Source organism: Kitasatospora sp. NPDC088264 (genome assembly GCF_040685715.1).
Classification (GTDB): domain Bacteria; phylum Actinomycetota; class Actinomycetes; order Streptomycetales; family Streptomycetaceae; genus Kitasatospora.
Window position 1 is genome coordinate 1 of the sequence record NZ_JBFBIR010000089.1, and the last position, 24,714, is coordinate 24,714.

General features: G+C 71.3%; 23 protein-coding genes and 1 riboswitch. Of the genes, 10 read left to right on the plus strand and 13 right to left on the minus strand.

Features of this window, described 5'->3' with window-relative positions:
• The first annotated feature begins 161 nt into the window (after positions 1-161).
• From AB0O82_RS35975 to AB0O82_RS36000, 6 genes are all read left to right on the plus strand, one after another.
• Complete coding sequence (locus AB0O82_RS35975; protein WP_363588826.1) at positions 162-1,190, plus strand: sugar ABC transporter permease; 1,029 nt, start codon at positions 162-164, stop codon at positions 1,188-1,190.
• Positions 1,187-2,014, plus strand: coding sequence for a carbohydrate ABC transporter permease (locus tag AB0O82_RS35980; RefSeq protein WP_350879660.1), 828 nt, complete (start codon positions 1,187-1,189; stop codon positions 2,012-2,014). Before AB0O82_RS35975 ends, AB0O82_RS35980 begins: the two co-directional genes overlap by 4 nt.
• Before the next feature lie 5 nt (positions 2,015-2,019).
• On the plus strand, positions 2,020-3,573 hold the full coding sequence (locus AB0O82_RS35985; protein ID WP_363588828.1) for a glycoside hydrolase family 3 protein: 1,554 nt from the start codon (positions 2,020-2,022) through the stop codon (positions 3,571-3,573).
• A gap of 431 nt (positions 3,574-4,004) precedes the next feature.
• A complete protein-coding gene (locus AB0O82_RS35990) occupies positions 4,005-5,300 on the plus strand; it encodes an extracellular solute-binding protein (protein WP_363588830.1) in 1,296 nt (431 codons plus the stop codon).
• Positions 5,301-5,491: 191 nt separating this feature from the next.
• The gene (locus tag AB0O82_RS35995) at positions 5,492-6,550 is read left to right on the plus strand and encodes an SIS domain-containing protein (protein ID WP_063347859.1); all 1,059 of its coding nucleotides are present in this window, start codon (positions 5,492-5,494) and stop codon (positions 6,548-6,550) included.
• 468 nt (positions 6,551-7,018) lie between these two features.
• Complete coding sequence (locus AB0O82_RS36000) at positions 7,019-8,539, plus strand: PAS domain-containing sensor histidine kinase (protein WP_363588832.1); 1,521 nt, start codon at positions 7,019-7,021, stop codon at positions 8,537-8,539.
• 507 nt (positions 8,540-9,046) lie between these two features.
• On the opposite strand, the gene AB0O82_RS36005 is transcribed toward AB0O82_RS36000, so the two are convergent.
• The gene (locus tag AB0O82_RS36005; protein ID WP_014138019.1) at positions 9,047-9,298 is read right to left on the minus strand and encodes a WhiB family transcriptional regulator; all 252 of its coding nucleotides are present in this window, start codon (positions 9,296-9,298) and stop codon (positions 9,047-9,049) included.
• 383 nt (positions 9,299-9,681) lie between these two features.
• Complete coding sequence (locus tag AB0O82_RS36010; protein WP_363588834.1) at positions 9,682-10,653, minus strand: diacylglycerol kinase family protein; 972 nt, start codon at positions 10,651-10,653, stop codon at positions 9,682-9,684.
• Positions 10,654-10,703: 50 nt separating this feature from the next.
• On the opposite strand from AB0O82_RS36010, the gene AB0O82_RS36015 reads away from it, so the two are divergent.
• Positions 10,704-11,132, plus strand: coding sequence for a hypothetical protein (locus AB0O82_RS36015; protein WP_363588836.1), 429 nt, complete (start codon positions 10,704-10,706; stop codon positions 11,130-11,132).
• 48 nt (positions 11,133-11,180) lie between these two features.
• Here AB0O82_RS36015 and AB0O82_RS36020 read toward each other — a convergent pair whose 3' ends face one another.
• The 7 genes from AB0O82_RS36020 to sodN all read right to left on the minus strand — a co-directional run bounded on the left by AB0O82_RS36020 (position 11,181) and on the right by sodN (position 17,132).
• Positions 11,181-12,185 carry an RNA polymerase sigma factor SigF gene (locus AB0O82_RS36020; RefSeq protein WP_363588838.1) on the minus strand — a complete coding sequence of 335 codons (1,005 nt, stop codon included), beginning with the start codon at positions 12,183-12,185 and terminating at the stop codon, positions 11,181-11,183.
• Positions 12,186-12,344: 159 nt separating this feature from the next.
• A complete protein-coding gene (locus AB0O82_RS36025) occupies positions 12,345-12,755 on the minus strand; it encodes an anti-sigma regulatory factor (protein ID WP_350879653.1) in 411 nt (136 codons plus the stop codon).
• Between the two features lie 249 nt (positions 12,756-13,004).
• The gene (locus AB0O82_RS36030; RefSeq protein WP_363588840.1) at positions 13,005-13,484 is read right to left on the minus strand and encodes a GNAT family N-acetyltransferase; all 480 of its coding nucleotides are present in this window, start codon (positions 13,482-13,484) and stop codon (positions 13,005-13,007) included.
• A gap of 71 nt (positions 13,485-13,555) precedes the next feature.
• Positions 13,556-14,551, minus strand: a complete 996-nt coding sequence (locus AB0O82_RS36035; protein WP_363588842.1) for an ABC transporter substrate-binding protein — start codon at positions 14,549-14,551, stop codon at positions 13,556-13,558.
• A 22-nt stretch (positions 14,552-14,573) separates the two neighbouring features.
• Complete coding sequence (locus AB0O82_RS36040) at positions 14,574-15,338, minus strand: ABC transporter ATP-binding protein (protein WP_363588844.1); 765 nt, start codon at positions 15,336-15,338, stop codon at positions 14,574-14,576.
• On the minus strand, positions 15,338-16,420 hold the full coding sequence (locus tag AB0O82_RS36045; protein ID WP_363588846.1) for an iron ABC transporter permease: 1,083 nt from the start codon (positions 16,418-16,420) through the stop codon (positions 15,338-15,340). The genes AB0O82_RS36040 and AB0O82_RS36045 overlap by 1 nt, the downstream gene beginning before the upstream one ends.
• A gap of 89 nt (positions 16,421-16,509) precedes the next feature.
• Positions 16,510-16,648, minus strand: a riboswitch (cobalamin riboswitch).
• A gap of 88 nt (positions 16,649-16,736) precedes the next feature.
• Positions 16,737-17,132 (minus strand): superoxide dismutase, Ni, encoded by a 396-nt coding sequence (gene sodN, locus AB0O82_RS36050; RefSeq protein ID WP_063347853.1) that lies wholly within the window; start codon positions 17,130-17,132, stop codon positions 16,737-16,739.
• A 223-nt stretch (positions 17,133-17,355) separates the two neighbouring features.
• Here sodN and sodX point away from each other — a divergent pair, with 223 nt between their 5' ends.
• Positions 17,356-17,790 carry a nickel-type superoxide dismutase maturation protease gene (gene sodX, locus AB0O82_RS36055; RefSeq protein WP_363588859.1) on the plus strand — a complete coding sequence of 145 codons (435 nt, stop codon included), beginning with the start codon at positions 17,356-17,358 and terminating at the stop codon, positions 17,788-17,790.
• A gap of 31 nt (positions 17,791-17,821) precedes the next feature.
• Here sodX and AB0O82_RS36060 read toward each other — a convergent pair whose 3' ends face one another.
• The 4 genes from AB0O82_RS36060 to AB0O82_RS36075 form a co-directional block, all read right to left on the minus strand.
• Positions 17,822-18,412, minus strand: a complete 591-nt coding sequence (locus AB0O82_RS36060; RefSeq protein WP_363588848.1) for a CGNR zinc finger domain-containing protein — start codon at positions 18,410-18,412, stop codon at positions 17,822-17,824.
• Positions 18,413-18,525: 113 nt separating this feature from the next.
• Positions 18,526-19,323 (minus strand): amino acid ABC transporter ATP-binding protein, encoded by a 798-nt coding sequence (locus AB0O82_RS36065; RefSeq protein ID WP_363588850.1) that lies wholly within the window; start codon positions 19,321-19,323, stop codon positions 18,526-18,528.
• Entirely contained in the window at positions 19,320-20,294 is a 975-nt protein-coding gene (locus tag AB0O82_RS36070; protein WP_350879646.1) for an amino acid ABC transporter permease, read from the minus strand. The genes AB0O82_RS36065 and AB0O82_RS36070 overlap by 4 nt, the downstream gene beginning before the upstream one ends.
• Before the next feature lie 37 nt (positions 20,295-20,331).
• A complete protein-coding gene (locus AB0O82_RS36075) occupies positions 20,332-21,261 on the minus strand; it encodes an ABC transporter substrate-binding protein (protein ID WP_363588853.1) in 930 nt (309 codons plus the stop codon).
• 1,009 nt (positions 21,262-22,270) lie between these two features.
• Between AB0O82_RS36075 and AB0O82_RS36080 the strand changes: the two genes are divergently transcribed.
• On the plus strand, positions 22,271-23,464 hold the full coding sequence (locus AB0O82_RS36080) for an NADP-dependent malic enzyme (RefSeq protein WP_363588855.1): 1,194 nt from the start codon (positions 22,271-22,273) through the stop codon (positions 23,462-23,464).
• A 125-nt stretch (positions 23,465-23,589) separates the two neighbouring features.
• Positions 23,590-24,552 carry a zinc-binding dehydrogenase gene (locus AB0O82_RS36085; RefSeq protein ID WP_363588857.1) on the plus strand — a complete coding sequence of 321 codons (963 nt, stop codon included), beginning with the start codon at positions 23,590-23,592 and terminating at the stop codon, positions 24,550-24,552.
• The last annotated feature ends 162 nt before the right edge of the window (positions 24,553-24,714 follow it).

A 24,714-nucleotide genomic window follows, 5' to 3' on the forward strand; every position in this document is an offset into this window, starting at 1 on the left:
CCTCCCTCCCGGCCACCGGCTCGACCCACCACCCCCGCCTCCGGTTCGGGGACAACACCTCGAGGCCCCCCCCCGGGCGGGCCCCCCCCCCCCCCCCGGGGGGGGGGCCCCCCCCCCCCACGCCTGTCCGTCGTGGTTCGGGTTGTGAGGAAGTGAGAACGATGGCTGTGCATTCGGAGCGGGTGCAGACGCAGTCCCCGGATTCAGGGAAGGCTGCCGTGGCCGGAATTGAGACGAGTGCCGCCGGTGGTGGCGCCAACGGCACCCCCCGCAAGGGCGCCAGACCCACGGGCGGGCCGGGCCTCGGCGCACGCCTGGCACCGTACCTGCTGCTGCTGCCCGCCACCGTGGCGACCGTCGCCCTGCTCGGCTGGCCGCTGGTGAAGACGGTCCTGCTGTCGTTCCAGAACCTCAACAAGCGCCAGTTCGTCCAGCACCTGACCGAGTGGAACGGCTTCGACAACTACAAGGAGCAGCTGACCGACCCGGACTTCTGGGCGGTCACCGGGCGCACCGTCGCCTTCACCCTGGTCAACGTCGTGTTGATCATGGCCGGCGGCACCCTGATCGGCCTGCTGCTCAACCGCCTCGGCAAGCGGATGCGGCTGCTCCTCTCGGTTGGCCTGCTGATGGCCTGGGCGATGCCCGTGGTCGCCGCGACCACCGTCTACACCTGGCTGTTCGACCAGCAGTGGGGCGTCGTCAACTGGTTCCTGGACAAGCTGGGTTGGCACGCGATGGCCGACTACAACTGGATGAGCGACCAGTACTCGACCTTCTTCGTGGTGATCCTGCTGATCGTCTGGCAGTCGGTCCCCTTCGTGGCGTTCAACATGTACGCCGGACTGACCACCATCCCCAAGGAGCTCTACGAGGCCGCCCGGATGGACGGCGCCGGCGCGTCCAAGATCTTCGGCTCGGTGATCTTCCCGAACCTGAAGCCGTTCTTCCTGGCCACGACGTTCCTGGAGATCATCTGGGTCTTCAAGGCCTTCACCCAGGTGTACGCGATCAACGGCGGCGGCCCCGAGAACCTGACCCGGACCCTGCCCGTGCACGCCTTCCTGGAGGGTTCGTCCGGGCAGCACTACGGCATCGGCTCCGCGATCGCGGTGCTCACCATCCTGATGCTGGGCGCGATGATGGCGTACTACTTCCGCATCATGATCAAGCAGGAGGACGAGCTGTGAGGCGCTCGCTCATCGGACGTACCTGGCCGAACGTGATCGCGGTCGTCCTCTTCGTCTTCTTCATCTTCCCCGTCTACTGGATGATCGCGACTGCCTTCAAGCAGGACAACGACATCATCAGCAAGACGCCGGTCTTCATCCCGTTCAACGGGACCCTGGACCACTTCACCACCGCGATCAACGCGCCCAACTTCTGGACGTACGTCACCAACAGCCTCATCGCCACCATCGGCGCGGTGCTGATCTCGCTGGTGATCGCGACCCTCGCGGCCTTCGCCATCGCCCGGATGAAGTTCCGCGGCCGCAAGGCCTTCGTCCTGGTCGTCATGGTCGCGCAGATGGCGCCGTGGGAGGTCATGACCATCGCGGTCTACATGATCTCGCGCGACAACGAGATGCTGAACAGCCTCGTGCCGCTGACCTTCTTCTACATGATGATGGTGCTGCCCTTCACCATCTGGACGCTGCGCAGCTTCATCGCGGCGGTGCCGAAGGAATTGGAGGAGTCGGCCATGGTGGACGGCTGCACCCGCTCCCAGGCCTTCGTGAAGGTGATCTTCCCGCTGCTGGCCCCCGGCCTGATGTCGACCTCGCTGTTCGGCTTCATCACCGCGTGGAACGAGTTCCCGCTCGTCCTGATTCTCAACAAGGAGGAGGGCAAGACCCTCCCGCTGTGGCTGTCGTCCTTCAAGACCGCCTTCGGCAACGACTGGGGCGCCACCATGGCCGCGTCCACGATGTTCGCCATCCCCGTGCTGATCCTGTTCGTCTTCCTGCAGCGCAAGGCGGTCGGTGGACTGACCGACGGCGCCGTGAAGGGCTGAGAAACGTGAGCATCCTCGTCCCCACCGCTCCGGTCAGCGACCAGCTGCACCGCGACGCCCTGACCGTCCTGCAGCCCGGCTTCGTCGGCACCGAGCCGCCGCAGTGGCTGCGCCGCCACCTCGCCGCCGGGCTCGGCTCGGTCGCGCTGTTCGACCGCAACGTGGTCGACCTCGACCAGCTCGCCAAGCTCACCAAGGCGCTGCGCGAGGAGAACCCCGACCTCCTGATCGCCATCGACGAGGAGAGCGGCGACGTCACCCGGCTGGAGGCGGGCTCCGGCTCGTCCTGGCCCGGCAACCTCGCGCTCGGCGCGATCGACGACCCGGCGCTGACCCGGGACGTCGCCCGCGAGCTGGGCCGGGCGCTGGCCGCGGCCGGCGTCAACTACAACTGGGCGCCCACCGCGGACGTCAACTCCAACCCGCGCAACCCGGTCATCGGCGTCCGCTCCTTCGGCGCCGACCCGGAGCTGTGCGCCCGGCACACCGCCGCCTGGGTGGAGGGCCTCCAGTCGGCCGGCGTGGCCGCCTGCTCCAAGCACTTCCCCGGCCACGGCGACACCGCCGTCGACTCGCACCACGGGCTGCCGGTCATCGACGTGGACCTGGACGTGCTGCGCTCCCGCGACCTGATCCCGTTCCAGGCGGCGATCGCGGCCGGCACCAAGGCCGTGATGACGGCCCACATCATGATCCCGGCGCTCGACCCGAAGCTGCCGGCCACCCTCAGCCCGCTCGTGCTGCGCGACCTGCTGCGCGCGGCCCCGGCCGACGGCGGCCTCGGCTACCAGGGCCTGATCGTCAGCGACGCGATCGAGATGGGCGCCATCGCCGACACCTTCGGGATGGGCGACGGCACCGTGCTGGCCCTGGCGGCCGGCGCGGACGCGATCTGCGTCGGCGGCGGGCTGGCCGACGAGGACACCGTGCTGATGCTGCGCGACGCCATCGTGGCGGGCGTGCGGGCCGGCGTGCTCTCCGAGGAGCGGCTGGCGGACGCCGCCGACCGGGTCCGCTCGCTCGGCAGCTGGGGCCGGATCTCGGCCCAGGGCGAGCGGCCGGAGCCGGACCTCGCGGTCGGCCTGCGGGCCGCCCGCCGGGCGCTGAAGGTGGTCCGGGCGCCGGGCCGCGAGCCGCAGCCGGTGTCCGAGCGCCCGTTCGTGGCCTCGTTCTCGGACGAGCCGAACATCGCCGTCGGCGACGTCACCCCGTGGGGCGTGGCCGGCATGCTGGCCGACCGCTTCCCCGGCACCCGCACCCGCGCGGTCTCGGCGGCCGAGGCCGCCCCCGAGCTGCTGGACGCCCTGGTCGCCGAGCTGGTGGCCGGCGCCGAGGGCCGCCGCCTGGTGCTGGTGGTCCGGGACGCGCACCGGCACGCCTGGATGTCCGCCGCGCTGGGCCGCCTGGTGGCGGCCCGGCCGGACGCCGCGGTGGTCGAGATGGGGCTGCCGCAGTCCGAGCCGGTCGGCGCGCTCTACATCGCCACCCACGGCGCCGCCCGGGTCTGCGGGCTGGCGGCCGTGGAGGTGCTCACCGGGCAGCCGGGAGCCATCGGCTGAGACCGAGGGGGGCGTCACCGGGAGTGTCCGGGAGGCGTCGGCCGACGGGCCCGTCATGCGCATGTCGCATGGCGGGCCCGTTCTGTTTCCCCGCCGTTGACCTGCGGATTCGTCAGGTGACCGTGCTCCCTCAAGTGGGCCTTAAATCCACCTTAAGTTCCACTTAGGGTGACGATGCGGCGACTGATCGCCACGGGGTACAACAGCTCTGCAACGGCCGTGGCGACGAGGCCATTTGGCCGTTGACACCACCTATGGTCTAGGCCAGAGTCCAGTCATCCGGTTCGAAATTCAACCTCACCGGATGTGGTATCGGCCCTCCCCGAAGCTCTTCGCCCCTGCCCGGACCCTCCGTTGCGGGCGCCATCACGCTGCCGGCGGGCAACACGGCTCTAGCACCCTCGGAGGATGGCGTGAAGAAGCGTCAGCTCATGTCGACGTTCGGAATCACTGCCCTGGCGATCGGGCTGACGGCCTGTTCATCGGCCGGCACGGCGTCGAAGGACGGCAAGAGCCCCGGCGCCGACCCGAAGGCCGCGAGCGGCACCGTCACCGTCTGGCTGATGGACGACGCCCAGAAGAACTGGCCCGACCTGGTGCAGCAGGTCAACGACCAGTTCGCGGCGAAGTACCCGAACGTCACCCTCAAGCTCGCCTACCAGGGTTGGGCCGACAAGGTGACCAAGCTCGACAAGGCGATCGCCGACGGCTCCGCGCCCGACGTGGTCGAGCTGGGCAACACCGAGACCATGAAGTACGTGCTCTCCGGCGCGCTGGCCCCGGTCGACCGGACCACCTTCGACAACTCCGACAGCTGGATCAAGGCGCTCGCCAACACCTGTACGTACCAGGACAAGCTCTGGTGCGTGCCCTACTACGCCGGCGCCCGGGTCGCCATCTACAACGCCGCCACCTTCCAGCAGGCCACCGGCAGCGCCGAGTTCCCCAAGACCGAGGCCGATCTGACGGCGGCCCTGGACAAGGTCGCCGACAAGAACAAGGCCGACAAGAGCTACTCCTCGCTCTACCTGCCCGGCCCGTACTGGTACGCCGCGATGAGCTACGTGGCCGCGTACGGCGGCAGCATCGCCAAGTTCGACAGCTCCGGCAACTGGCACGGCACCCTGCACGACGCCAAGTCCCAGCAGGGCATCAGCCACTTCGTCGACCTGGTCCGCAAGTACACCAAGGGCGACCTGACGGTGAACGAGCAGAACCAGTTCGAGTCGATGGCCCGCGGGCGCGCCGGGTCCTTCTACGGCAACGGCTACGAGGCGGCCAGCGTCGTCGCGCCGGGCACCGGCGACCCGAGCCTCAAGGACACCGTCAAGATGGCCACCATGCCCGGCCCGGACGGCAAGCCGCTGCCCACCTTCATCGGCGGCTCCGACCTCGCGGTCACCGCCAAGTCCACGCAGGTCGAGCTGGCCACCGACTGGGTGCGGATGTTCACCAGCACCAAGTCCCAGCAGACGCTGGCCGACAAGGACATCCTGCCGAACAACCTCACCCAGCTGAACCCGCTGAAGAACAAGCCGACCACCGCGGCGGCGGCCAACGCCGTGCCGGACGCCTGGTTCACCCCGCTGGCCCCCGGCTGGGGCGCGATCGAGAAGCAGAAGATCCTGCCCGACATGCTGACCGGCATCCTCAAGGGCAAGTCGGTGGACCAGGCCACCAAGGACGCCGACGCCGCGATCGACCAGCTGATCAACAAGGCGTCCTGACCCCGCGCCGCCGTCCAGGTCCTAGGGCCCGTCCCGTCCGGGGCGGGCCTTCGGGTGTGCCCGCCGGGGGCGGCCCCCGTAGGATTGCGGCAGGAAACCACCGCAGCGAGTGTGCGGACTCGCCGCCGTAGAGGTCCCCGTCGGGCAACCTGCCCGGAGGGGTCGAACCATCTCATCGGAGGCACATCCTGATGTCCGACCCGCAGACTGTTTCCGTTCCCGGCCGGATCATGGCGGCGGAGATGGCCGAGCAGCCGGCCGTCCTCCAGCGCATCCTCGACGAGGGTGCCCCGAAGATCCGCCAGATCGCGGCCGAGATCGCCGCCCGCAACCCTCGCTTCGTCCTGCTGACCGCGCGCGGCACGTCCGACAACGCGGCGCTGTACGCCAAGTACCTGATCGAGATCCTGCTCGGCAAGCCGGCCGGCCTGACCTCGATGTCCACCACCACCGCGTACGGCGCCAAGCCGGACCTCACCGACGTCCTGGTCGTCACCGTCAGCCAGTCCGGCGGCTCGCCCGACCTGGTGGCCTCCACCAAGGCCGCCCGCGAGGCCGGCGCCATCACCCTCGCCGTCACCAACAACGCGTCCTCGCCGCTGGCCGAGGTCTCCGAGTTCCACATCGACGTGCTGGCCGGCCCGGAGAAGGCGCTGCCCGCCACCAAGACCTACACCGCCGAGCTGCTGGCGCTCTACCTGCTGGTCGAGGGCCTGCGCGGCGGCGACGGTGCGGCGGCCAAGGAGCTGCCCGGCCTGGCCGCCGGCGTCCTGGCCCGCCACGCCGAGGTGAAGGCGCTGGCCGAGCGGTACCGCTTCGCCCAGCGCCTGGTCATCACCTCGCGCGGCTACGGCTACCCGACCGCCCGCGAGGCGGCGCTGAAGCTGATGGAGACCACCTACATCCCGGCCTCCCCGTTCTCCGGCGCCGACCTGCTGCACGGCCCGCTGGCCATGGTGGACAACGTCTCGCCGGTCATCGCGATCGTCCCGGACGGCAAGGGCGGCGAGGCCCTGCAGCCGGTGCTGGACCGCCTGCGCGGTCGCGGCGCGGACCTGGTCGTGGTCGGCCAGCAGGCGCAGGTGGACGCCGCCTCGGCCGGCTTCGCCCTGCCGGCCGGCGTGCCGGAGGAGGTCCAGCCGATCCTGGAGATCCTCCCGCTGCAGCTGCTGGCCTACGAGGTCACCATCGCCCGCGGCCAGGACCCGGACGCCCCGCGCGCCCTGGCCAAGGTCACCGAGACGCACTGAGGCACGGCGCCACGCGATCGGGCCCCCGTCCACAGGCTGTGGACGGGGGCCCGACTCGTTGAGCGGCGGAACATGGCTTCGGCGGGGGAGCGCCCGGGGAACGCGTCGCACCCCCGGGGCCCGGCGCACCCGGAAAGCACTACGGGCCACGGCGCCGACACGGGACCCTCAACCCATGCGGCACCGCAGCCCGGAGCTGTCGTCGGTCGCCGGAGTCGATCGAGAACTGTGCGGGGTCCTCGTTCGGTGGCGTCCGACCGAGGAAAGGCCTCGCGCGGTCAGGGCAGTTGCGCGGTGGGCCTCTCCTTGGTGCCCTTTCATTGTGGACTAGACCAATCTGGGTTGTCCAGGCCGCTCCGGAAATTGGTCTGGACAACTTCGGGCAGTGGGCTCCGCCGCAGGCCCGGCGCGTGATCCGTTCCCCGGTCCGCCGCGCCCCGCCCCGACCGGCGGCGCTACCCTCGCCATGTGCCCTCGCTGAACGAACTCGTCCGCCGCCACACCACCCTGACCGGGGCCGATGTGGAATGGCTCCACATGCTGGTCTCGGAGTGGCAGCTCCTCTCCGACCTCTCCTTCGCCGACCTGGTCCTGTGGATCCCCACCTGGGACGGCATCCGCTACGTCTCGGTGGCGCAGATGCGGCCCAACACCGGCCCCACCTCCTACCAGGACGACATGGTCGGCCACCTCGTCCCGCGCGGGCGCCGCCCGCTGCTGGACGCCGCCTTCGACGAGGGCCGGATCGTGCGCGAGGGCGACCCGGAGTGGCGCGAGGAGGTGCCGGTCCGGGTCGAGTCCATCCCGGTCCGGCGCGAGGGCAAGGTGCTCGGGGTGATCGCCCGCAACACCAACCTGTTGACCGTCCGCACCCCCAGCCGGCTGGAGCTCACCTACCTGCAGAGCGCCTCCGACCTGGCCCAGATGATCGCCGCCGGCAGCTTCCCCTTCCACGGCGTCGAGCAGATCGACATGGACGCCGCCCCCCGGGTCGGCGACGGCCTGATCCGGCTCGACGCGGACGGCATCGTCACCTACGCCAGCCCCAACGCCCTCTCCGCCTACCACCGCCTCGGCCTCACCACCGACCTGGTCGGCAGCCACCTGGGCCGGGCCACCGCCGAACTGGTCCCGCCCTCCCGGGCGGCCGTGCACGAGGCGCTGGTGAAGCTGGCGAGCGGCTGGGCGCCGCGGCAGACCGAGGTCGAGGTGCAGGGCGGGGTGGTGACCCTGCGGGCCATCCCGCTCAAGCCCAAGGGCACGCTGACCGGTTCGCTGGTGCTGTGCCGGGACGTCACCGAACTGCGCCGCCGCGACCGCGAGCTGATGACCAAGGACGCCACCATCCGGGAGATCCACCACCGGGTGAAGAACAACCTGCAGACCGTCGCCGCCCTGCTGCGGCTGCAGTCCCGCCGGATGGAGTCGGAGGCCGGCCGGGCCGCGCTGGACGAGGCGGTGCGCCGGGTCGGCTCGATCGCGATCGTGCACGAGACGCTGTCCCAGGCGCTGGACGAGCAGGTGGCCTTCGACGAGATCGCCGACCGGGTGCTGGCGATGGTGATGGAGCTGTCCCAGGACGGCCGGGTGGCGACCCGCCGCAGCGGCAGCTTCGGCATCCTGTCCGCCGAGGTGGCCACCCCGCTGTCGATGGTGCTGACCGAACTGCTGCAGAACGCTCTGGAGCACGCCTTCGGCCCGTCCGCCTCCGGGAACCTGGAGGTCAGCGCGCTGCGCGGGCGGGCCCCGGCGACCGGGGCGGGCTGGTCGGACAGCTGGAACGGCGGCGCCCGGCCGGAGGAGTTCCTGCTGATCACGGTGCAGGACGACGGTCGCGGCATGCCCGAGGGGTTCGACCCGCAGACGGCCGGCAACCTCGGCCTGCAGATCGTCCGCACGCTGGCCACCGGTGAGTTGGGCGGCACCTTCGACATGGTGGCCGGTCCGGACGGCGGCACCAAGGTGATCCTGGAGATCCCGGTCCGCTGATCCGCCGGCCGGCCTGGCCCGCCGGGCTGCGGTGCGGCGCGGTGCGCGGAAAGGTGCATCGAGGCGCGCGGTGGGGGCGTGCACTCGGCGAAAGGCGCCGGGTGCCCACCCCGCGAGCCCGGCGCGGGTCGGCCCGCGCGAGGGCGTGTCAGGGTGCGGGCGCGCCGGGGCGCGCACACGAACCGGGGCGTGAAAACAGAAACGAGGCCCTGTCGACCGGGGGGGGTGGGTCGACAGGGCCTCTCAACCCGTTCCGGCCGTCGGGGGGAGTCGGCCGGAACGGGGGCTCTGGGTGGTGCGACACCTCGCCCGTGCGTTGCACACGGTGAGCGCCACAGCTCCACGATATTGCTCTAAGTGAACAGTATCAAGTGGCTGGACGGTCCGGTGTCGCGGGACCTCGCCAGGCAAGGCCCTTTGTGCGGAAGGCTTCACCAGGAGGTGCAGGGAAGCCTTTGATCATGTGTTGATCGGTGTTTCGGTTACTGCTGGTGTTACGGCGTGTGATCAGGCGGTGCGGGCGCGGTTGCGGGCGGCACGGCGCTTCATCGCGCGACGCTCGTCCTCGCTCATACCGCCCCAGACGCCGGCGTCCTGGCCGGTCTCAAGAGCCCACTGCAGGCACTGCTCCATGACCGGACAGCGGCGGCACACGGCCTTGGCTTCCTCGATCTGCAGCAGAGCAGGACCGGTGTTCCCGATCGGGAAGAACAGCTCCGGGTCCTCTTCGCGGCAGACAGCGCGGTGGCGCCAGTCCATGGTCGTCCAACTCCTCCTGCCGGCGGGGGGCACCCGGTCGGCATAATCGATGGCTTGTGAATGTGGCTTGTGAATGTGAACGCTTTCACGAATCCCGCAACAGCAAAAGAGACCAAAGGCCCGCCGGGGCCCGGGTGGTCTGTGCTGGGGAGGGATTCGGCGATTCGAGGGACGCCCCGCGGTCGACACCCGCCAGGTTCTGAGGTTGCCGTCGCTGCGATGCGTCCCGATCGCCATGTAGAGGTTCGCAAACCTCGGGCCCGGATACAACCCCCTTCAGGGAGGAATTTTTGATTCTTCGGTGTCGCCTAGCTCACAGCCAGTACTTCTATGGAGTGAAGGGGGCTTGTGCGTTCGAGAAGAAGGGTGAAACCCCCTTCCGGTCACACAATCACACGCAGTGCCCGCCGTACGCCTGTGAAACTGACGCGACTCCTGTCTCCAAGGTGGTCCCCGTCAACCTGGAACGGGGCCGGTTCCTCTGAAACCAAGGTGAAGTGTCTGACGTCGTGATAGGAGACGACGTGCTTGCCGGACGGGCCGGCCGGCGGGGCGCCTTCGCTCGAAGAGGCGTACGACCGCAGGATCTGACGGATCGTTCGGACGGTGCCGAACGCCGTCATCCGGGTGATCCCGAAGACGTCGAGATCGGTGTCGAAGGAGGCGAGCGGTGAGGGATACACCGGGCGGTTGCCGAGGAACGTCCACGGCGAGGTGTTGCTGACTATGGCCAGGGCCAGGCCCGGCACGCCCTCGCGGCCCGGTAGTTCCAGGGCCACCGGGCCGGAACGACGCTGCTCACGCTGGGTGACGTAGTGCCGCAGCGCCTGCCCCACGTAGAGCGCGTGGGTGGACTTGCGCCCCAACCGGCGCTGCTCCTCGACCCGGCCGACCACCCCGGCGTCGAAGCCCAGGCCGGCGGTGAAGGTGAACCAGCGGTCCGGCAGTCCGTCGGTCATCGCCTTGCCCAGGCCGACCGGCCGCTCGCTCCCGTGCTCCAGCGCGTACAGCAGGGCGCCGGTGGCCTCCACCGGGTCGTTGGGCAGGCCCAGCGCGCGGGCGAACACATTGGTCGAACCGCCCGGCACCACGGCCAGTCGCGGGACCTTCTCGCCCGGGCCGTGCGCGAGCAGCCCGTTCACCACCTCGTTCACGGTGCCGTCACCGCCGAGCGCCACCACCAGGTCGACCGTGCCGTCCTCCGAGGCCTCGCGGGCCAGGTCGCGGGCGTGGCCCCGGTACTGCGTCTCGGCCACCTCCAGCTTGAGGTCGCTGCGCAGCGCGTGGATCAGTACGTCCCTGGTGCGGCCACTGGTGGTGGTGGCCTTGTGGTTCACGACCAGGAGAGCGCGCATGGGGAAAGCCTACGGGTCGGTACGGACCAACCGGCGGCTACCCTGCTGGAGTGACCGCAGAATCCTCCGCACCCGTACCCACGGCGGGCCCGGCCCGTCCCCTGCCGCTGACCGTGGGCGCCGCCATCACCGCCCTGGAGGGCGCCGCGCTGGCCGTCGTCGGCGTCTGGGACATGGTGTCCGCGCTGTCCGGCCAGTCCAAGCAGCTCGCCCTGAACGAGTTCGGCGGCCTGGTCATCGTGCTGCTCGGCGTGCTGCCGGTGCTGGCCGCCCGCGCACTGCTCAAGGAGCGCCGCTGGGGCCGCAGCCCGGCCGTGCTCACCAACTCGATCTGCCTGCCGATCGGGTACTACATGCTGGAGAGCGGCGGCGCGATGATCGGCGTCGGCGTGCTGGTCGGCCTGCTCGGGCTGGTCGGCATCGGCGCGCTGCTGAACCCGAAGTCGACGGCGGCCCTGTACGCCTCGCACGAGGGCTGAGCGCACAGGGCCGCCGGGGGTCGGCCGCCGGCTGGGCGGCCGTCAGTCCTACTCCTCCACCAGGAGCTTCTCCCGCAGCTGGGCCAAGGTCCGGGCCAGCAGGCGGGACACGTGCATCTGGGAGATCCCCACCTCGGCGGCGATCTGCGACTGGGTCATGTTCCGGAAGAACCGCAGCACCAGGATCTTCTGCTCCCGGGGCGGCAGTTGGGCCAGCAGCGGCTTGAGCGACTCGCGGTACTCGACGCCCTCCAGCGCCTCGTCGGTGGCGCCGAGGGTGTCCGCCACGGCCGGCGACTCGTCGTCGCTGTCCGGGACGTCCAGGGACAGCGTGGAGTACGCGTTGGCGGACTCCAGGCCCTCCAGGACGTCCTCCTCGGAGATCCCCAGGTGCTCGGCGAGCTCGTGCACCGTGGGGGAGCGCCCGTGCCGCTGGGAGAGCTCGCTGGTCGCCGTGGTGAGCGACAGCCGCAGCTCCTGGAGGCGGCGCGGCACCCGGACCGCCCAGCCCTTGTCACGGAAGTGCCGTTTGATCTCGCCGACGATGGTCGGCGTGGCGTAGGTGGAGAACTCGACCCCGCGCTCGTGGTCGAAGCGGTCCACCGACTTGATCAGGCCGATGGTGGCGACCTGGGTCAGGTCGTCCAGCGGCTCGCCCCGGTTGCGGAACCGCCGGGCCAGGTGCTCGACCAGCGGGATGTGCATCCGCACCAGCTGGTTGCGCAGCTCGACGCGCTCCGGGGAGCCGTCGGGCAGCGCGGACAGCCGGACGAACAGCGCGCGGGCCGCCTCCCGGTCCGGTGCGCCCGAGCGGTGCGGGGCCGGGGCCGGCGCCTGGGTGGGCACCGCGGTGCGCAGGTCCGCGGCCTCGTCCGCCGGATCGGACGGGGGCGGGGATGCGGGCGACGGTTCAGACGTCGGCTCGGTCGGGTGGCTCATCCGGTGGGCGTCCTTCGGGTGCGCATCGTCGTTGGCGGCGAGGCCAGGAACGCTCGCCTGGGTCGGTACGGCAGGTCCCGCCGTCGCGAGGCCGGTACGGTCCAGATCACTCACGGCCATTCCCCCGTTCCGTTCCGGGAGCACCGGGGCCCTCGGGCCCCGGCATCGTCTCGTTGGTCGTACCGCGTGGGGGGCGGTACCGGGCGCCGCCCGCGCGGCCCCTGATCGGGGACCGGGCGGACGGCCCTTGTGCGGTGCTGGTCGACGCCCCGGCTAGTGGGCGACGGGGCCGCCGCGCTTCTTGTGCAGGCTGATCGACACGGTCTTGTCCTCGCCGACCGAGGAGTCGACCTCGCCGGCCAGGGCGGAGAGCACCGTCCAGGCGAAGGTGTCCCGTTCGGGTGCCTTCCCGTCGGTGGTGGGGGCGGCGACGGTCACCTTCAGCGAGTCGCCGACCAGCCGGAACTCGCAGGTCAGGACGGAGCCGGGCACCGCCTGCTGGAGCAGGATGGCGCAGGCCTCGTCGACCGCGATCCGCAGGTCCTCGATCTCGTCGAGGGTGAAGTCGAGCCGCGCCGCCAGGCCGGCCGTCGCTGTTCGCAGGACCGAGAGGTAGGCACCCGCCGCGGGCAGCCGGACCTCCACGAAGTCCTGCACTCCGGGCTCGCCGTCGATCTGGGACACCCTCACCTCCTGGGTGACGCGCTGTGCTTCCGGGCCGGTGGCCGCGGCACTGTCTGTTGCTTGGCTCAACTGCTTCGCCCCAACTGTCCAGAGGGGTGGTGCGGTACGTACCGGTCATACCCTTCGCGGGGCGACCGGACGCCGCGTATCCGCCTGAGACCTTACCGCCTTCCGCACGCCGGCCGGGGCTCGGGAGTCACTCATGGTAAGCCATCGCGACGCAGGGTGGCAGGGGTTCGGGCGGTCCGTTCAGTGACCGCCGGCGGCGGCGGCGAGCGCCTCGCCGGTGAGCCGGTAGACGGTCCAGTCGTCCATCGGCACCGCGCCGAGGGACTTGTAGAAGTCGATCGAGGGCGTGTTCCAGTCGAGCACCGACCACTCCACCCGCGCGTAGCCGCGCTCGACGGCGATCCGCGCCAGTTCCAGCAGCAGCGCCTTGCCGTGGCCGCCACCGCGGGACTGCGGGCGGACGTACAGGTCCTCCAGGTAGATCCCGTGGGTGCCGCGCCAGGTCGAGAAGTTGAGGAACCAGACCGCGAAGCCGACCGGCTCGCCGGTGGCGTCGTCCTCGGCGATCAGGGCGAACAGCGCCGGGTTGGCGCCGAAGAGGGCGTCGCGCAGCTGCTCCTCGGTGGCCACGGCCTCCTGCGGGGCCTTCTCGTACTCCGCGAGCTCGCGGATCAGGGCGAGGATGACGGGAACGTCGGTCACGACGGCGGTGCGGATCATGCCGCGAGCCTACTGCGCGTCCCCGCCCCCGGCCCAGGCCCGGATCGGGGCCCGGGCCGGGGGCGGGCGGGTCAGCGGGCGGGGACGCTGCGCAGGTAGTCGGCCAGCGCGGTGATCGCGGCCGGGTTGCGCGGGCTCTCCACCAGGTCGACGTAGTCCAGGACGAAGATCCGGTCGCTCCTGACCGCCGAGACGCCGGCCAGCGGCGGGAAGGACTTCAGGAAGGCGCGCTTGGCGTCGGCGCCGGTCTCGCCGTAGTTGTTGATCAGGATCACCTCGGGGTCGCGCTGGACCACGCTCTCCCAGCCGACGGTGACCCAGGTGTCCGCGAGGTCGCCCATCACGTTGGTCCCGCCGGCCTTGGCGATGATCTCGTCGGCCGCGGCGAACTTCCCGGCGGTGTACGGCTTGTCCTGCCCGCTGTCGTACAGGAACACGGACGGCCGGCGCTCGGGCTGCGGGGCGGCGGCGACCTTCGCCTTGAAATCGGCGACCAGCTTGTCCGCCCGGTCGCGGACGTCGAAGATCTCGCCGAGGTTGGCCAGGTCGGTGTAGAGCGCGTCCAGCGGGGACATCACGCCGCGCTCGGTGCCCTTGCCGCTGCGGCAGGACTCGCTGAGCACGTACGAGGGGATGCCGAGGTCCTTGAGCGCCTGCGGGGTGAAGCCGCGGCCCTCGTCGAAGCCGTAGTGCCAGCCGGCGAAGACCAGGTCGGCCTTGGCGCCCAGCACGATCTCCTTGGTGATCTCCTTCTTGGAGAGCCACGCGGTCTGCTGGTAGCCGTCCTTCCAGGCGACCTGGTCGACCCGGCCCTTGTCGTCGGGCATCACGTAGCCGGCCATCCGGTCGGCCAGGCCGAGGGCGAGCATCAGCTCGGTGATGCCGACGTCGTTGGTCACCGTCCGGGCGGGCTTCTGCGGGAAGGTGAGCTTGGTGCCGCAGTTCTCCACGGTCACCGGGTAGTGGGCGGAGGCGGCGGTGGCGTCGCCGCTCGGGGCGATCTCGGCGCCGCAGGCGGTGAGCCCGAGGGTGAGCAGGGCGGTGATGGCAACGGCCTTGGTGCGCACGGGGGTTCCTTCGGGGGGTGGGTCAGATCCGGTCGAAGAGCAGTTGGACGGCGCCGGTCACCGGGTGCCGGACGGGGGTGGCCCGGACGCCGAACACCTCGGCCAGCAGGGCGGGTCGGAGCACCTCGGCGGGCGGCCCCGAGGCGACGATCCGGCCGGCCCGCAGCACGTACAGCAGGTCGCAGTGGCCGGCCGCCAGGTTGAGGTCGTGCAGCGCGGTGAGCACCGTCGGGCCGGCCTCCCGGACCAGCGCCAGCACGTCCAACTGGTGGCCGATGTCCAGGTGGTTGGTGGGCTCGTCCAGCACCAGCAGCCGGGGCTCCTGGACCAGCGCGCGGGCGATCAGCACCCGCTGCTTCTCGCCGCCGGACAGGCTCAGGAAGCCCCGCCCGGCCAACTGTTCGGCGCCGACCTTGCGCAGCGCCTCCGTGCAGCGCGCGTGGTCGTCCGCACCCGGGCCGCCCAGCCCGCGCCGGTGCGGCAACCGGCCCATGGCGACCACCTCGGCCACCGTGAAGTCGAACTCGGCGGAGTGCTCCTGGGGGAGTGCGGCCACCCGCCGGGCGGCCTCGCGCGCGGTCAGCGCGTGCAGGTCCGCGCCGTCCAGCCGGACGGCCCCGGCGGCCGGCCGCAGCGCCCGGTAGACGCAGCGCAGCAGCGTCGACTTGCCGCTGCCGTTGGGCCCGACCAGTCCGACCACCTGCCCGGCGGCGGCGTCCAGGGCGACGTCGTGGACCAGCCGGGCGCCGGCCAGCTCGACCGAGACGGAGTCCAGGGCGAGATCCATCAGCGGCCTCCGAAGGAATAGCCGCGACGGCGCATCAGCAGCAGGAAACAGGGCACCCCGAGCACCGCGGTGACCACCCCGACCGGCAGTTCGGCGGGCGCCAGCAGGGTGCGCGAGACGATGTCCACCCAGACCAGCAGCAGCGCCCCGGCGAGCGGCGCGACCAGCAGCACCCGGCGGTGCCCGGCGCCGACCAGCATCCGGGCCAGGTGCGGCACCATCAGCCCGACGAAGCCGATCGCCCCGCTGACGGCCACCACCGTGCCGGTGACGGCGGCGGTCACCACGAACAGCTCGCGGCGCAGCCGGTCCGGGTCCACGCCCAGCGAGGCGGCCGTCTCGTCGCCCATGGCGAGCGCGTCCAGCCGGCCGGCGGCGCAGGCCAGGTACGCCAGGCCGGCCAGCACGGTGGCGGCGGCGATCGGCACCGAGCCCCAGGTGGCGCCGCCGAGGCTGCCGAGCAGCCACATCATGGCGTCCCGGGCGGCCTCGCCGCGGGCGGACGCGAAGACCATCAGCGCGGTGACGGCGGAGAAGCCGTAGGAGAGCGCGGTGCCGGTGAGCACCAGCCGCAGCGGGGTGAGCCCGTAGGCCGTGCGCGCCGCGAGGTAGACCAGCACCATGGCGACCAGCGCGGAGCCGAACGCGGAGGCCGAGATCGCCCACACCCCGAGCGAGGCGAAGGCGCCGAGCAGCAGCACGGCGTTGGCGCCGACGGCCGCGCCGGAGGAGATGCCGAGCACGAACGGGTCGGCCAGCGCGTTGCGCACCAGGGCCTGGACGGCGACCCCGGTGGCGGCCAGCCCGGCGCCGACCACCGAGGCCAGCACGGCGCGCGGCAGCCGGATCTCCCAGACGATCGCGTAGGCGGCGGCCTCGTCCGCCTCCAGCCGTCCGCCCGTCAGCCCGGCGGCCAGCAGCCGCATGGCGCGGGGCAGGCCGATCCCGGAGGCGCCCAGCGCCACGCCGCAGAGCAGCGAGAGCAGCAGGGCGGCGGCCAGGCCGACGGCGAGCGGGAGGGCGGGTATTCGGCGGGCGGGCGGGCTCGTTGCGCCACTGCCCGCGGCTGCGGTGCTGCTCACGGTGCGCCTTGCCTCGGGCCGCGGGTGCGCGGGGGCGGCACCGGTCGGGCGCGGGCCCGGGCGCCATCCCCTCGCAGTCCACGGCGAGTTGTCGGGAGTTCAGCGGCCGGGGGCGATCGGGCTGGCGCGGCCCCGGGGCCGTGCTCACCGTTGCGGGTCAGCGCCGGATTCACACCGGACTTCCCCCTCGGACGCCCTGGCAGCATAACAGCCACTCAGGCTAGGCAACCCTTACCGGGCTCGGATGGGGCGTGAACGCACGACCGCCCCCGTCCGGGCTCGCGGACGGGGGCGGTCGGGTGGCGACGCGTCAGGCTCAGGCCTGCTTGGTCTCCCAGAAGATCTTGTCGACCTCGGCGATCAGGTCCAGCAGGGCCTGGCCGGTGGCGGGGTCGGTGGACGCCTTGGCGGCCGAGGCGGCCTTCAGGGTGTCGTTGATCAGCTGGTGCAGCTGCGGGTACTTCTCGAAGTGCGGGGCCTTGAAGTAGTCGCTCCACAGCACCGAGATGTGGTGCTTGACGGCCTCGGCACGCTGCTCCTTGATGATCAGGGCGCGGGTGCGGAAAGCCGGGTCCTCGTTGGCCTGGTACTTCTCCTGGGTGCCCTTGACCGACTCGGCCTCGATCCGGGCCTGCGCCGGGTCGTACACGCCGCAGGGCAGGTCACAGTGGGCGTGGGCGGTGGCGCGCGGTGCAAACAGACGAGAGAACATGGGAGTCCTTCCTTAGATCGTCTTCCCGCGCCCGAGATTACCCTTCCGCACCCGGGGTTTCGCGATCGGGCGGTGGGCCTAGGGCAAAAGGCGGACCCGGAACCGGGGTAATCCGGACATCGAACGGATCGAACGGGGTGACGGTCCGTACGGCAGACTGGGACCGGGCGGTCCGGGAGGAGGAGTCGTGGCGCGGAGCACGGAACCGGCGGACGCGGAACCGATGGGCACGGAACCCCGGGGCCGGGGCGGCGGCGCGGTGCCGTTCGGGCTGGTCGACGTGGCGGGCCCGTCGATGGTCCCGACCCTGCGCGAGGGCGACCAGTTGCTGGTGCGCTACGGCGCGCCGATCCGGCCCGGCGCGGTGGTGCTCTTCCGGCACCCCTTCCAGCAGGACCTGCTGGTGGTGAAGCGGGCCGCCGAGCGGCGTCCGAGGGGCTGGTGGCTGCTGTCCGACAACCGGCCGGTGGACAGCGACAGCCGCAGCTACGGCCCGGTCCCGGACGAGCTGGTGCTCGGCCGGGTGCTGCTGCGGCTGCGCCCGCGCCCGGCCTGGCTGGCGCCGGGGCGGCGGCTGGAGCGGCTGCTGCTGGGCACCCGGCTGGCCCGGGTACCGGGTCTGGCCCGCCGCCTGGGCGTCTGGGCGGACGAACTCTGACCCCCTGGGCCCGGCCCGGCCCGGACAGGACCTAGCCGGCGGCGCCGAGTGCCGCGGCCTCGGCCTCCTGGCGCTTGCGGGCCCGGTACGCGGCGACGTTGGCGCGGGTCGCGCAGCGGTCCGAGCAGTAGCGGCGGGAGCGGTTGGTCGAGGTGTCCAGGTAGGCGTTGCGGCAGGGCGCGGCCTGGCAGATGCCGAGCCGGTCGGCGCCCAGCTCGGTCAGGTGGACGGCCAGGCCCATGCAGGCGACCGCGCTGAAGTGCGCGGTGGCGGTGGGCGAGTTGTCGGCCAGGTGCAGGTGCCAGCGCGGCCGGCCGGCGTCGTCCAGGTAGTCGTGCCCGGAGACCAGCGGGCTGACCGGGTACTCCATCAGCAGGCTGTTCAGCAGGTCGACGCCCCGGATCTCGTCGCCCTCGGCGGCGGCCTCGAAGACCCCGCGCAGCCTGGTCCGCACCGCCCGCAGCCGGGGCAGGTCGGACTCGTCGGCCTGTGCGGCGGCCCGTGAGGAGTCGGAGAACAGGCCGCGCACCGCGTCCACGGACGTCAGCGTGTCGGTGCCGCGCCCGGGCTCCTCGGTGTTCACCAGCCGAACGGCGAGATCGGCGTACGAGGCGAGCTCCACGGAGGTCCTTCCAGAAGGTCGGTAACGGGCTGATTGCGTCCAGCCTATTACCTGGGTGGGGAAAACGTCGGCGCCCGGCAGGAGCAGCCTGCCGGGCGCCGGTCGGTACGGTTCTACAGCACCTTGGAGAGGAAGGCGCGGGTGCGCTCGTGCCGGGGGTCGGTGAGCACCTCGCGGGGGTTGCCGGACTCGACCACCACGCCGCCGTCCATGAACACCAGCGCGTCGCCGACCTCGCGGGCGAAGCCCATCTCGTGGGTGACGACCACCATGGTCATGCCCTCCTCGGCGAGGCCGCGCATGACGTCGAGGACGTCGCCGACCAGTTCGGGGTCGAGCGCCGAGGTGGGCTCGTCGAACAGCATCAGCTTGGGCTTCATGGCCAGCGCGCGGGCGATCGCGACGCGCTGCTGCTGGCCGCCGGAGAGCTGGGAGGGGTAGTTCTTCGCCTTGTCGGCGAGGCCGACCCGCTCCAGCAGGACCATCGCCCGCTCCCGGGCGGCGGCCTTGCTCTCGCCCTTGACCTGGACCGGGGCCTCCATGACGTTCTCGACGGCCGTCATGTGCGGGAACAGGTTGAAGCGCTGGAAGACCATGCCGATGTCGCGCCGCTTGACGGCGACCTCGCGGTCCTTGAGCTCGTAGAGCTTGTCGCCCTTCTGCTGGTAGCCGACCAGTTCGCCGTCCACCCAGAGGCGTCCGCCGTTGATCTTCTCCAGGTGGTTGATGCACCGCAGGAAGGTCGACTTGCCGGAGCCGGAGGGGCCGATCAGGCAGAACACCTCGCCCTGCTTGACCTCCAGGTCGATGCCCTTGAGCACGTGCACGGAGCCGTAGGACTTGTGGACGCCCTCGGCGCGCACCATCGGCTGTCCGGTGGCGGCGGCCGGGGTCTTGCTCAGGTCGGTCATACGTGACCACCTCCCTCGAGCCCCGGGACGACGTCGGCGCCGGTCTTCGGGGCGGGCTTCCCGGCGAACAGGCCCCGCAGCCGCTGCAGCGGGGTGGGCGGGAGGGTCCGGTTGGAGCCGCGGGCGTAGTAGCGCTCGATGTAGTACTGGCCGATGGTCAGCAGCGAGGTGAAGAACAGGTACCAGAGGCTGACCACGATCAGCAGCGGGATGTTCTGGTAGTTCCGGGAGTAGATGACCTGACCGGCCCGGAAGATCTCCTCCAGGGAGATCACGCTGACCAGCGAGGTGGTCTTGAGCATCGAGATGGTCTCGTTGCCGGTCGGCGGGATGATCACCCGCATGGCCTGGGGCAGGACGATCCGGCGCATGGTCTGGAACCGGCTCATGCCGAGCGCGTGGGCGGCCTCGGTCTGGCCCTCGTCCACCGACTGGATGCCGCCGCGGACGATCTCCGCCATGTAGGCGGCCTCGTTGAGGCCGAGGCCCAGCAGGGCGGCGACGAAGGTCGGGATCAGGACGTTGGTGTCCGCGGACCAGAACTCCGGCCCCCACGGGACGCCGATCGACAGCTTGGCCCAGATCAGGCCGAGGAAGTTCCAGAACACCAGCTGCACCAGCACCGGGGTGCCGCGGAAGACCCAGATGTACATCCAGGCGGTGCCGGAGAGCAGGGGGTTCGGGGACAGGCGCATCACGGCGAGGACGATGCCGCCGATCACGCCCATCAGCATGGAGAGGACGGTCAGTTCCAGCGTGACGACCATGCCGTGCACGATGCTGTCGTGGAACAGGTACTGCCCGACGATGTCCCACTTGAAAGCGGGGTTGGTGAAGAGGGCGCTCAGCAGCATCGCCGCGAGCAGGGCGATGACGACGGCGCCCACCCAGCGTCCGGGGTGGCGGACCGGGACGGCCTTGATGGTCTCAGGCCGTCCCTCCTCCGCCTTCCCCTTGTCCAGAGAGTTCACGGTGTGGCCTCGGGGGAGAGATGGAGCAGGCGGACGGTCAGTTCACGGCGCCGTTGACGGTCGACTTGTCGAGGGCGCCGGACTCGACGCCCCACTTGGTGAGGATCTGCTTGTAGGTGTCGTCGTCGATCAGCGACTGGACGGCGCCCTGGATCGCGGGGGTGAGCTTGGAGCCCTTGGCGACGGCGACGCCGTAGGGGGCCACGCCGTAGGTGGAGCCGAGCTTCTCCAGCTGGCCGCCGGCCTGCTTGATCGCGTAGTCGACGACCTGGGAGTCGGCCATCATCGCCTGGTCGCGGCCGGAGACGACGGCGTTGGTGACGTCCGTCTGGAGGTCGAACTTGTCGCCGTCGTTCTGGATGCCCGGCTTCCCGTTCTTGGCGCAGTCCGGGTTGCGGGTGTCCTTGATCTCGTCGGCCTGGGTGGTGCCGGTCTGGACGGCGACCTTCTTGCCGCACAGGTCGGCGGGGTCGACCTTGTCGGGGTTGCCCTTCTTGACCGCGATGGCGCTGCCGGAGTTGAAGTAGGTCACCATGTCGACGATCTGCTCGCGCTCCTTGTTGTCCGTGAAGGACGACATGCCGAGCTGGAACTTGTTCGACTGGATGCCGGGGATGATCGCGGTGAAGCCGGAGTCCTGGACGTCGGCCTTCAGTCCGAGCTTGGCCGCGATGGCGTTGGCCAGGTCCACGTCCATGCCGATGACCTTGCCGCTGTCGTCCTTGAACTCGTCCGGCGCGTACGAGGCGTCCGCGCCGACCACGAGCTTGCCGGAGGACTTGACGTCGGCGGGGACGAGGGCGGCGAGCTTGTCGTCGGCCTTGACCGCGTTGACGGTCGCGGAGGCGTTGGGCGCGCCGCTGCCACCGTCGCTCTTGCTGCTGCTGCAGCCGGTCAGGACGAGGGTGACGGAGGCGGCAACCGCGCCGGCCGCGAGAAGCCGGGTGCGCTGGGTACGGGCGGTCATGAGGGGGATCTCCTCCTGAGGGAGAGGGGCGGGCGGAGCGCGCCGCGGGGGGGCGGCACACCGGGGTGGCAGGGCCGTGCGGCGCTGTACGGGTGTATTTCGCTGTACGTCGTCGTACGTGCAGGGCCGGGTGGTGCGATGCCTGCGCGGCAGGGCCGCCCAGGTTGCTACGGGGTACTGCTTCCGCCACCCTCCGCCGAGGTGGACGTCGAGCGAACCGCCTCGACCAGTGGCCGGCTCGATCCGAGATGGGGGGAATCCTGCCATCTGTGGACGGTCGGATGGCCCTCATCCAGATCAAAATCGGATAACGAGGGCCCGGGCTGTCCGCTATTCGGACTTATTCCGTGTTCCTGTCACTCCGTGCATAAGTATGCAGATCCCCCCGCCCGGTGCCCGGAGGCCCGCCGCCCCGGCTCGGATGCCGCCGTCGACCACGGCGCAGGGGTGTGCGGCCGCCACGGTGACGCGTGGGTGTACGCGAAATGGCGGACACGCGATCCGGCCATCCCGCCCTGCCGGGCCCGGCGGCGGGTGTGTCAGAATTCGGTACCGGGTGACCCCCGAACGCTCGAACCAGACCGACGAGTCCCGACAGGCTCGGGGTGTCCGGGAACGGAAGTCATCACGTGGCTCCGTATCCGGGACGCCGACTCCCCAGCGCGTCTGCGTTCACTCCTGCGGGTGCGCGTGCCGCCATCACCGTTGCCGCCGCCGGAGCCCGGCGCTTCCGACGCCGGGCCCCAGTGACGCGACAGCTCGGCGATGAACTGCACGTGACGAGGACGAAAAGGCATAGGTGCGATGCCTTGGTCCGTCCTACGCTCGGCCCGGAAGCACTACGCGGACCAACAAGACCCATAAAACCCTCATCCGAGGGCGCCGCCCGACGGCAGCGCCCCGACCCAGCCCCCGGGTCCGCTTCGGCGTACCCGGTTTCCGGTTTCCGGACGGGTCGTCCTGTCCGTCGGTCGCGCACCCTCGCCAGATCAATGACGAAGAGGTCATCGTGGCAGCGGAGATCATCAGCAGCACCCAGGACACCGTCGATCCGGTCGACGCCGTTTTCGCGCTCCACCGCGGCGGCAAGATGGAGATCCGGGCGACCGTCCCGGTGCGCGACGCGGACGACCTGTCCCTCGCCTACACGCCCGGTGTCGCCCGCGTCTGCACGGCCATCGCCGAGCAGCCGGAGCTGGTCAACGACTACACCTGGAAGTCCAACACCGTCGCCGTGGTCACCGACGGCACCGCCGTGCTGGGCCTCGGCGACATCGGCCCGGAGGCCTCCCTGCCCGTGATGGAGGGCAAGGCCATCCTGTTCAAGCAGTTCGGCGGCGTGGACGCGGTGCCGATCGCGCTCGCCTGCACCGAGGTCGACGAGATCGTCGAGACCGTGGTGCGGCTGGCGCCCTCCTTCGGCGGCGTCAACCTGGAGGACATCTCCGCCCCCCGCTGCTTCGAGATCGAGCGCCGCCTCCAGGAGGCCGTGGACATCCCGGTCTTCCACGACGACCAGCACGGCACCGCGATCGTCACCACCGCCGCCCTGTGGAACGCGGCCAAGGTGACCGGCCGTGAGATCGGCTCGCTGCGGGCCGTCATCTCCGGCGCCGGCGCGGCCGGCATCGCCATCGCCAAGATGCTGGTGGCGGCGGGCATCGGCGACGTCGCGGTCTGCGACCGCAAGGGCGTGGTGTACGACGGCCGCGGCGACCTCACCGACGTCAAGGCCGAGATCGCCGAACTGACCAACCGCACCGGCCTCAGGGGCACCCTGGCCGACGCGCTGGCCGGCGCCGACGTGTTCATCGGCGTCTCCGGCGGCACCGTGCCGGAGGAGGTCGTCGCGACCATGGCCGCGGGCGCGTTCATCTTCGCGATGGCCAACCCCACCCCGGAGATCCACCCCGAGGTCGCGCACAAGTACGCGGCGGTCGTCGCCACCGGGCGCAGCGACTTCCCGAACCAGATCAACAACGTGCTGGCCTTCCCCGGCATCTTCGCCGGCGCCCTCCAGGTGCGGGCCAGCCGGATCACCGAGGGCATGAAGCTGGCCGCCGCCAAGGCACTGGCCGGTGTCGTCGCCGACGAGCTGACGCCGCAGAAGGTCATCCCCTCGCCGTTCGACGAGCGGGTCGCCCCGGCGGTCACCAAGGCCGTCGCCGAGGCCGCCCGGGCCGAGGGCGTGGCCCGGATCTGACGATCCGGTCGCCGCTGCCGGGCAGGACCCGGCGGGAGCGGCGCCGCCGACACGGCCGGGGCCGGGACACGCGTCACACCCGCGCGTGGTTCCCGGCCCCGGCCGGCGCGGCTATCGTCCGCAGCATGTTTGCTGCCTACGCCGCACGTATCGACGCCGATGACCCGCTCAGCGGACTGGAGTTGGGTGAACTCCCCGAGCCGCAGGCCCGCCCCGGATGGAGCGTGGTCACGGTCAGGGCCGCCAGCCTCAACCACCACGACCTGTGGTCGCTGCGCGGGGTCGGCCTGCCCGCCGGACGGCTGCCGATGATCCTCGGCTGCGACGCCGCCGGTGTCGACGAGCACGGCAACGAGGTCGTCCTCCACTCGGTGATCGGCCAGAGCGGCCACGGGGTGGGCCCGGACGAACCCCGGTCCATCCTGACCGAGCGCTACCAGGGCACCTTCGCCCAGCAGGTGGCCGTGCCCACCTGGAACCTGCTGCCCAAGCCCGCCGAACTCAGCTTCGAAGAGGCCGCCTGCCTGCCCACGGCCTGGCTGACGGCCTACCGGATGCTGTTCACCAACGCCGGGGTCAAGCCCGGTGACACCGTCCTGGTGCAGGGCGCGGGCGGCGGCGTGGCGACCGCGCTGATCGTCCTCGGCAAGGCCGCCGGGCTGCGGGTCTGGGTCACCGGCCGGGACGAGGCCAAGCGCCGCCGGGCGGTCGAACTCGGCGCCGACGCCGCCTTCGAGAGCGGCGCCCGGCTGCCCGCCCGGGTGGACGCGGTGATGGAGACGGTCGGCGCCGCGACCTGGGCGCACTCGGTGAAGGCGCTGCGCCCGGGTGGCACCGTCGTCATCTCCGGTGCCACCTCCGGCCCCAACCCGAGCGCCACCGAGCTGAACCGGATCTTCTTCCTGGAGCTCAAGGTGGTCGGCTCGACGATGGGGACCAAGGAGGAACTGGCGGGGCTGCTCTCGCTGTGCGCGACCAGCGGCGTCCGGCCGGTGATCGACTCGGTGCTGCCGCTGGCAGAGGCCCGGGACGGCTTCGCGCGGCTCGCCAAGGGCGACGTCTTCGGCAAGATCGTGCTGACGCCGTGACGCCGTGACGCCGTGACGTCTTGCGGCTCTGGCGCCGTCCGGCCCTGACGCCGGTGCGGCCCTGACGCGGACCGGCCCGGCCCGAGCACGAAGACTCCATGGGGGGCCAACAGGCCGAGGGTGGCGATCACGACGAAGACCGCCAGTGAGGCGATCTGCTGC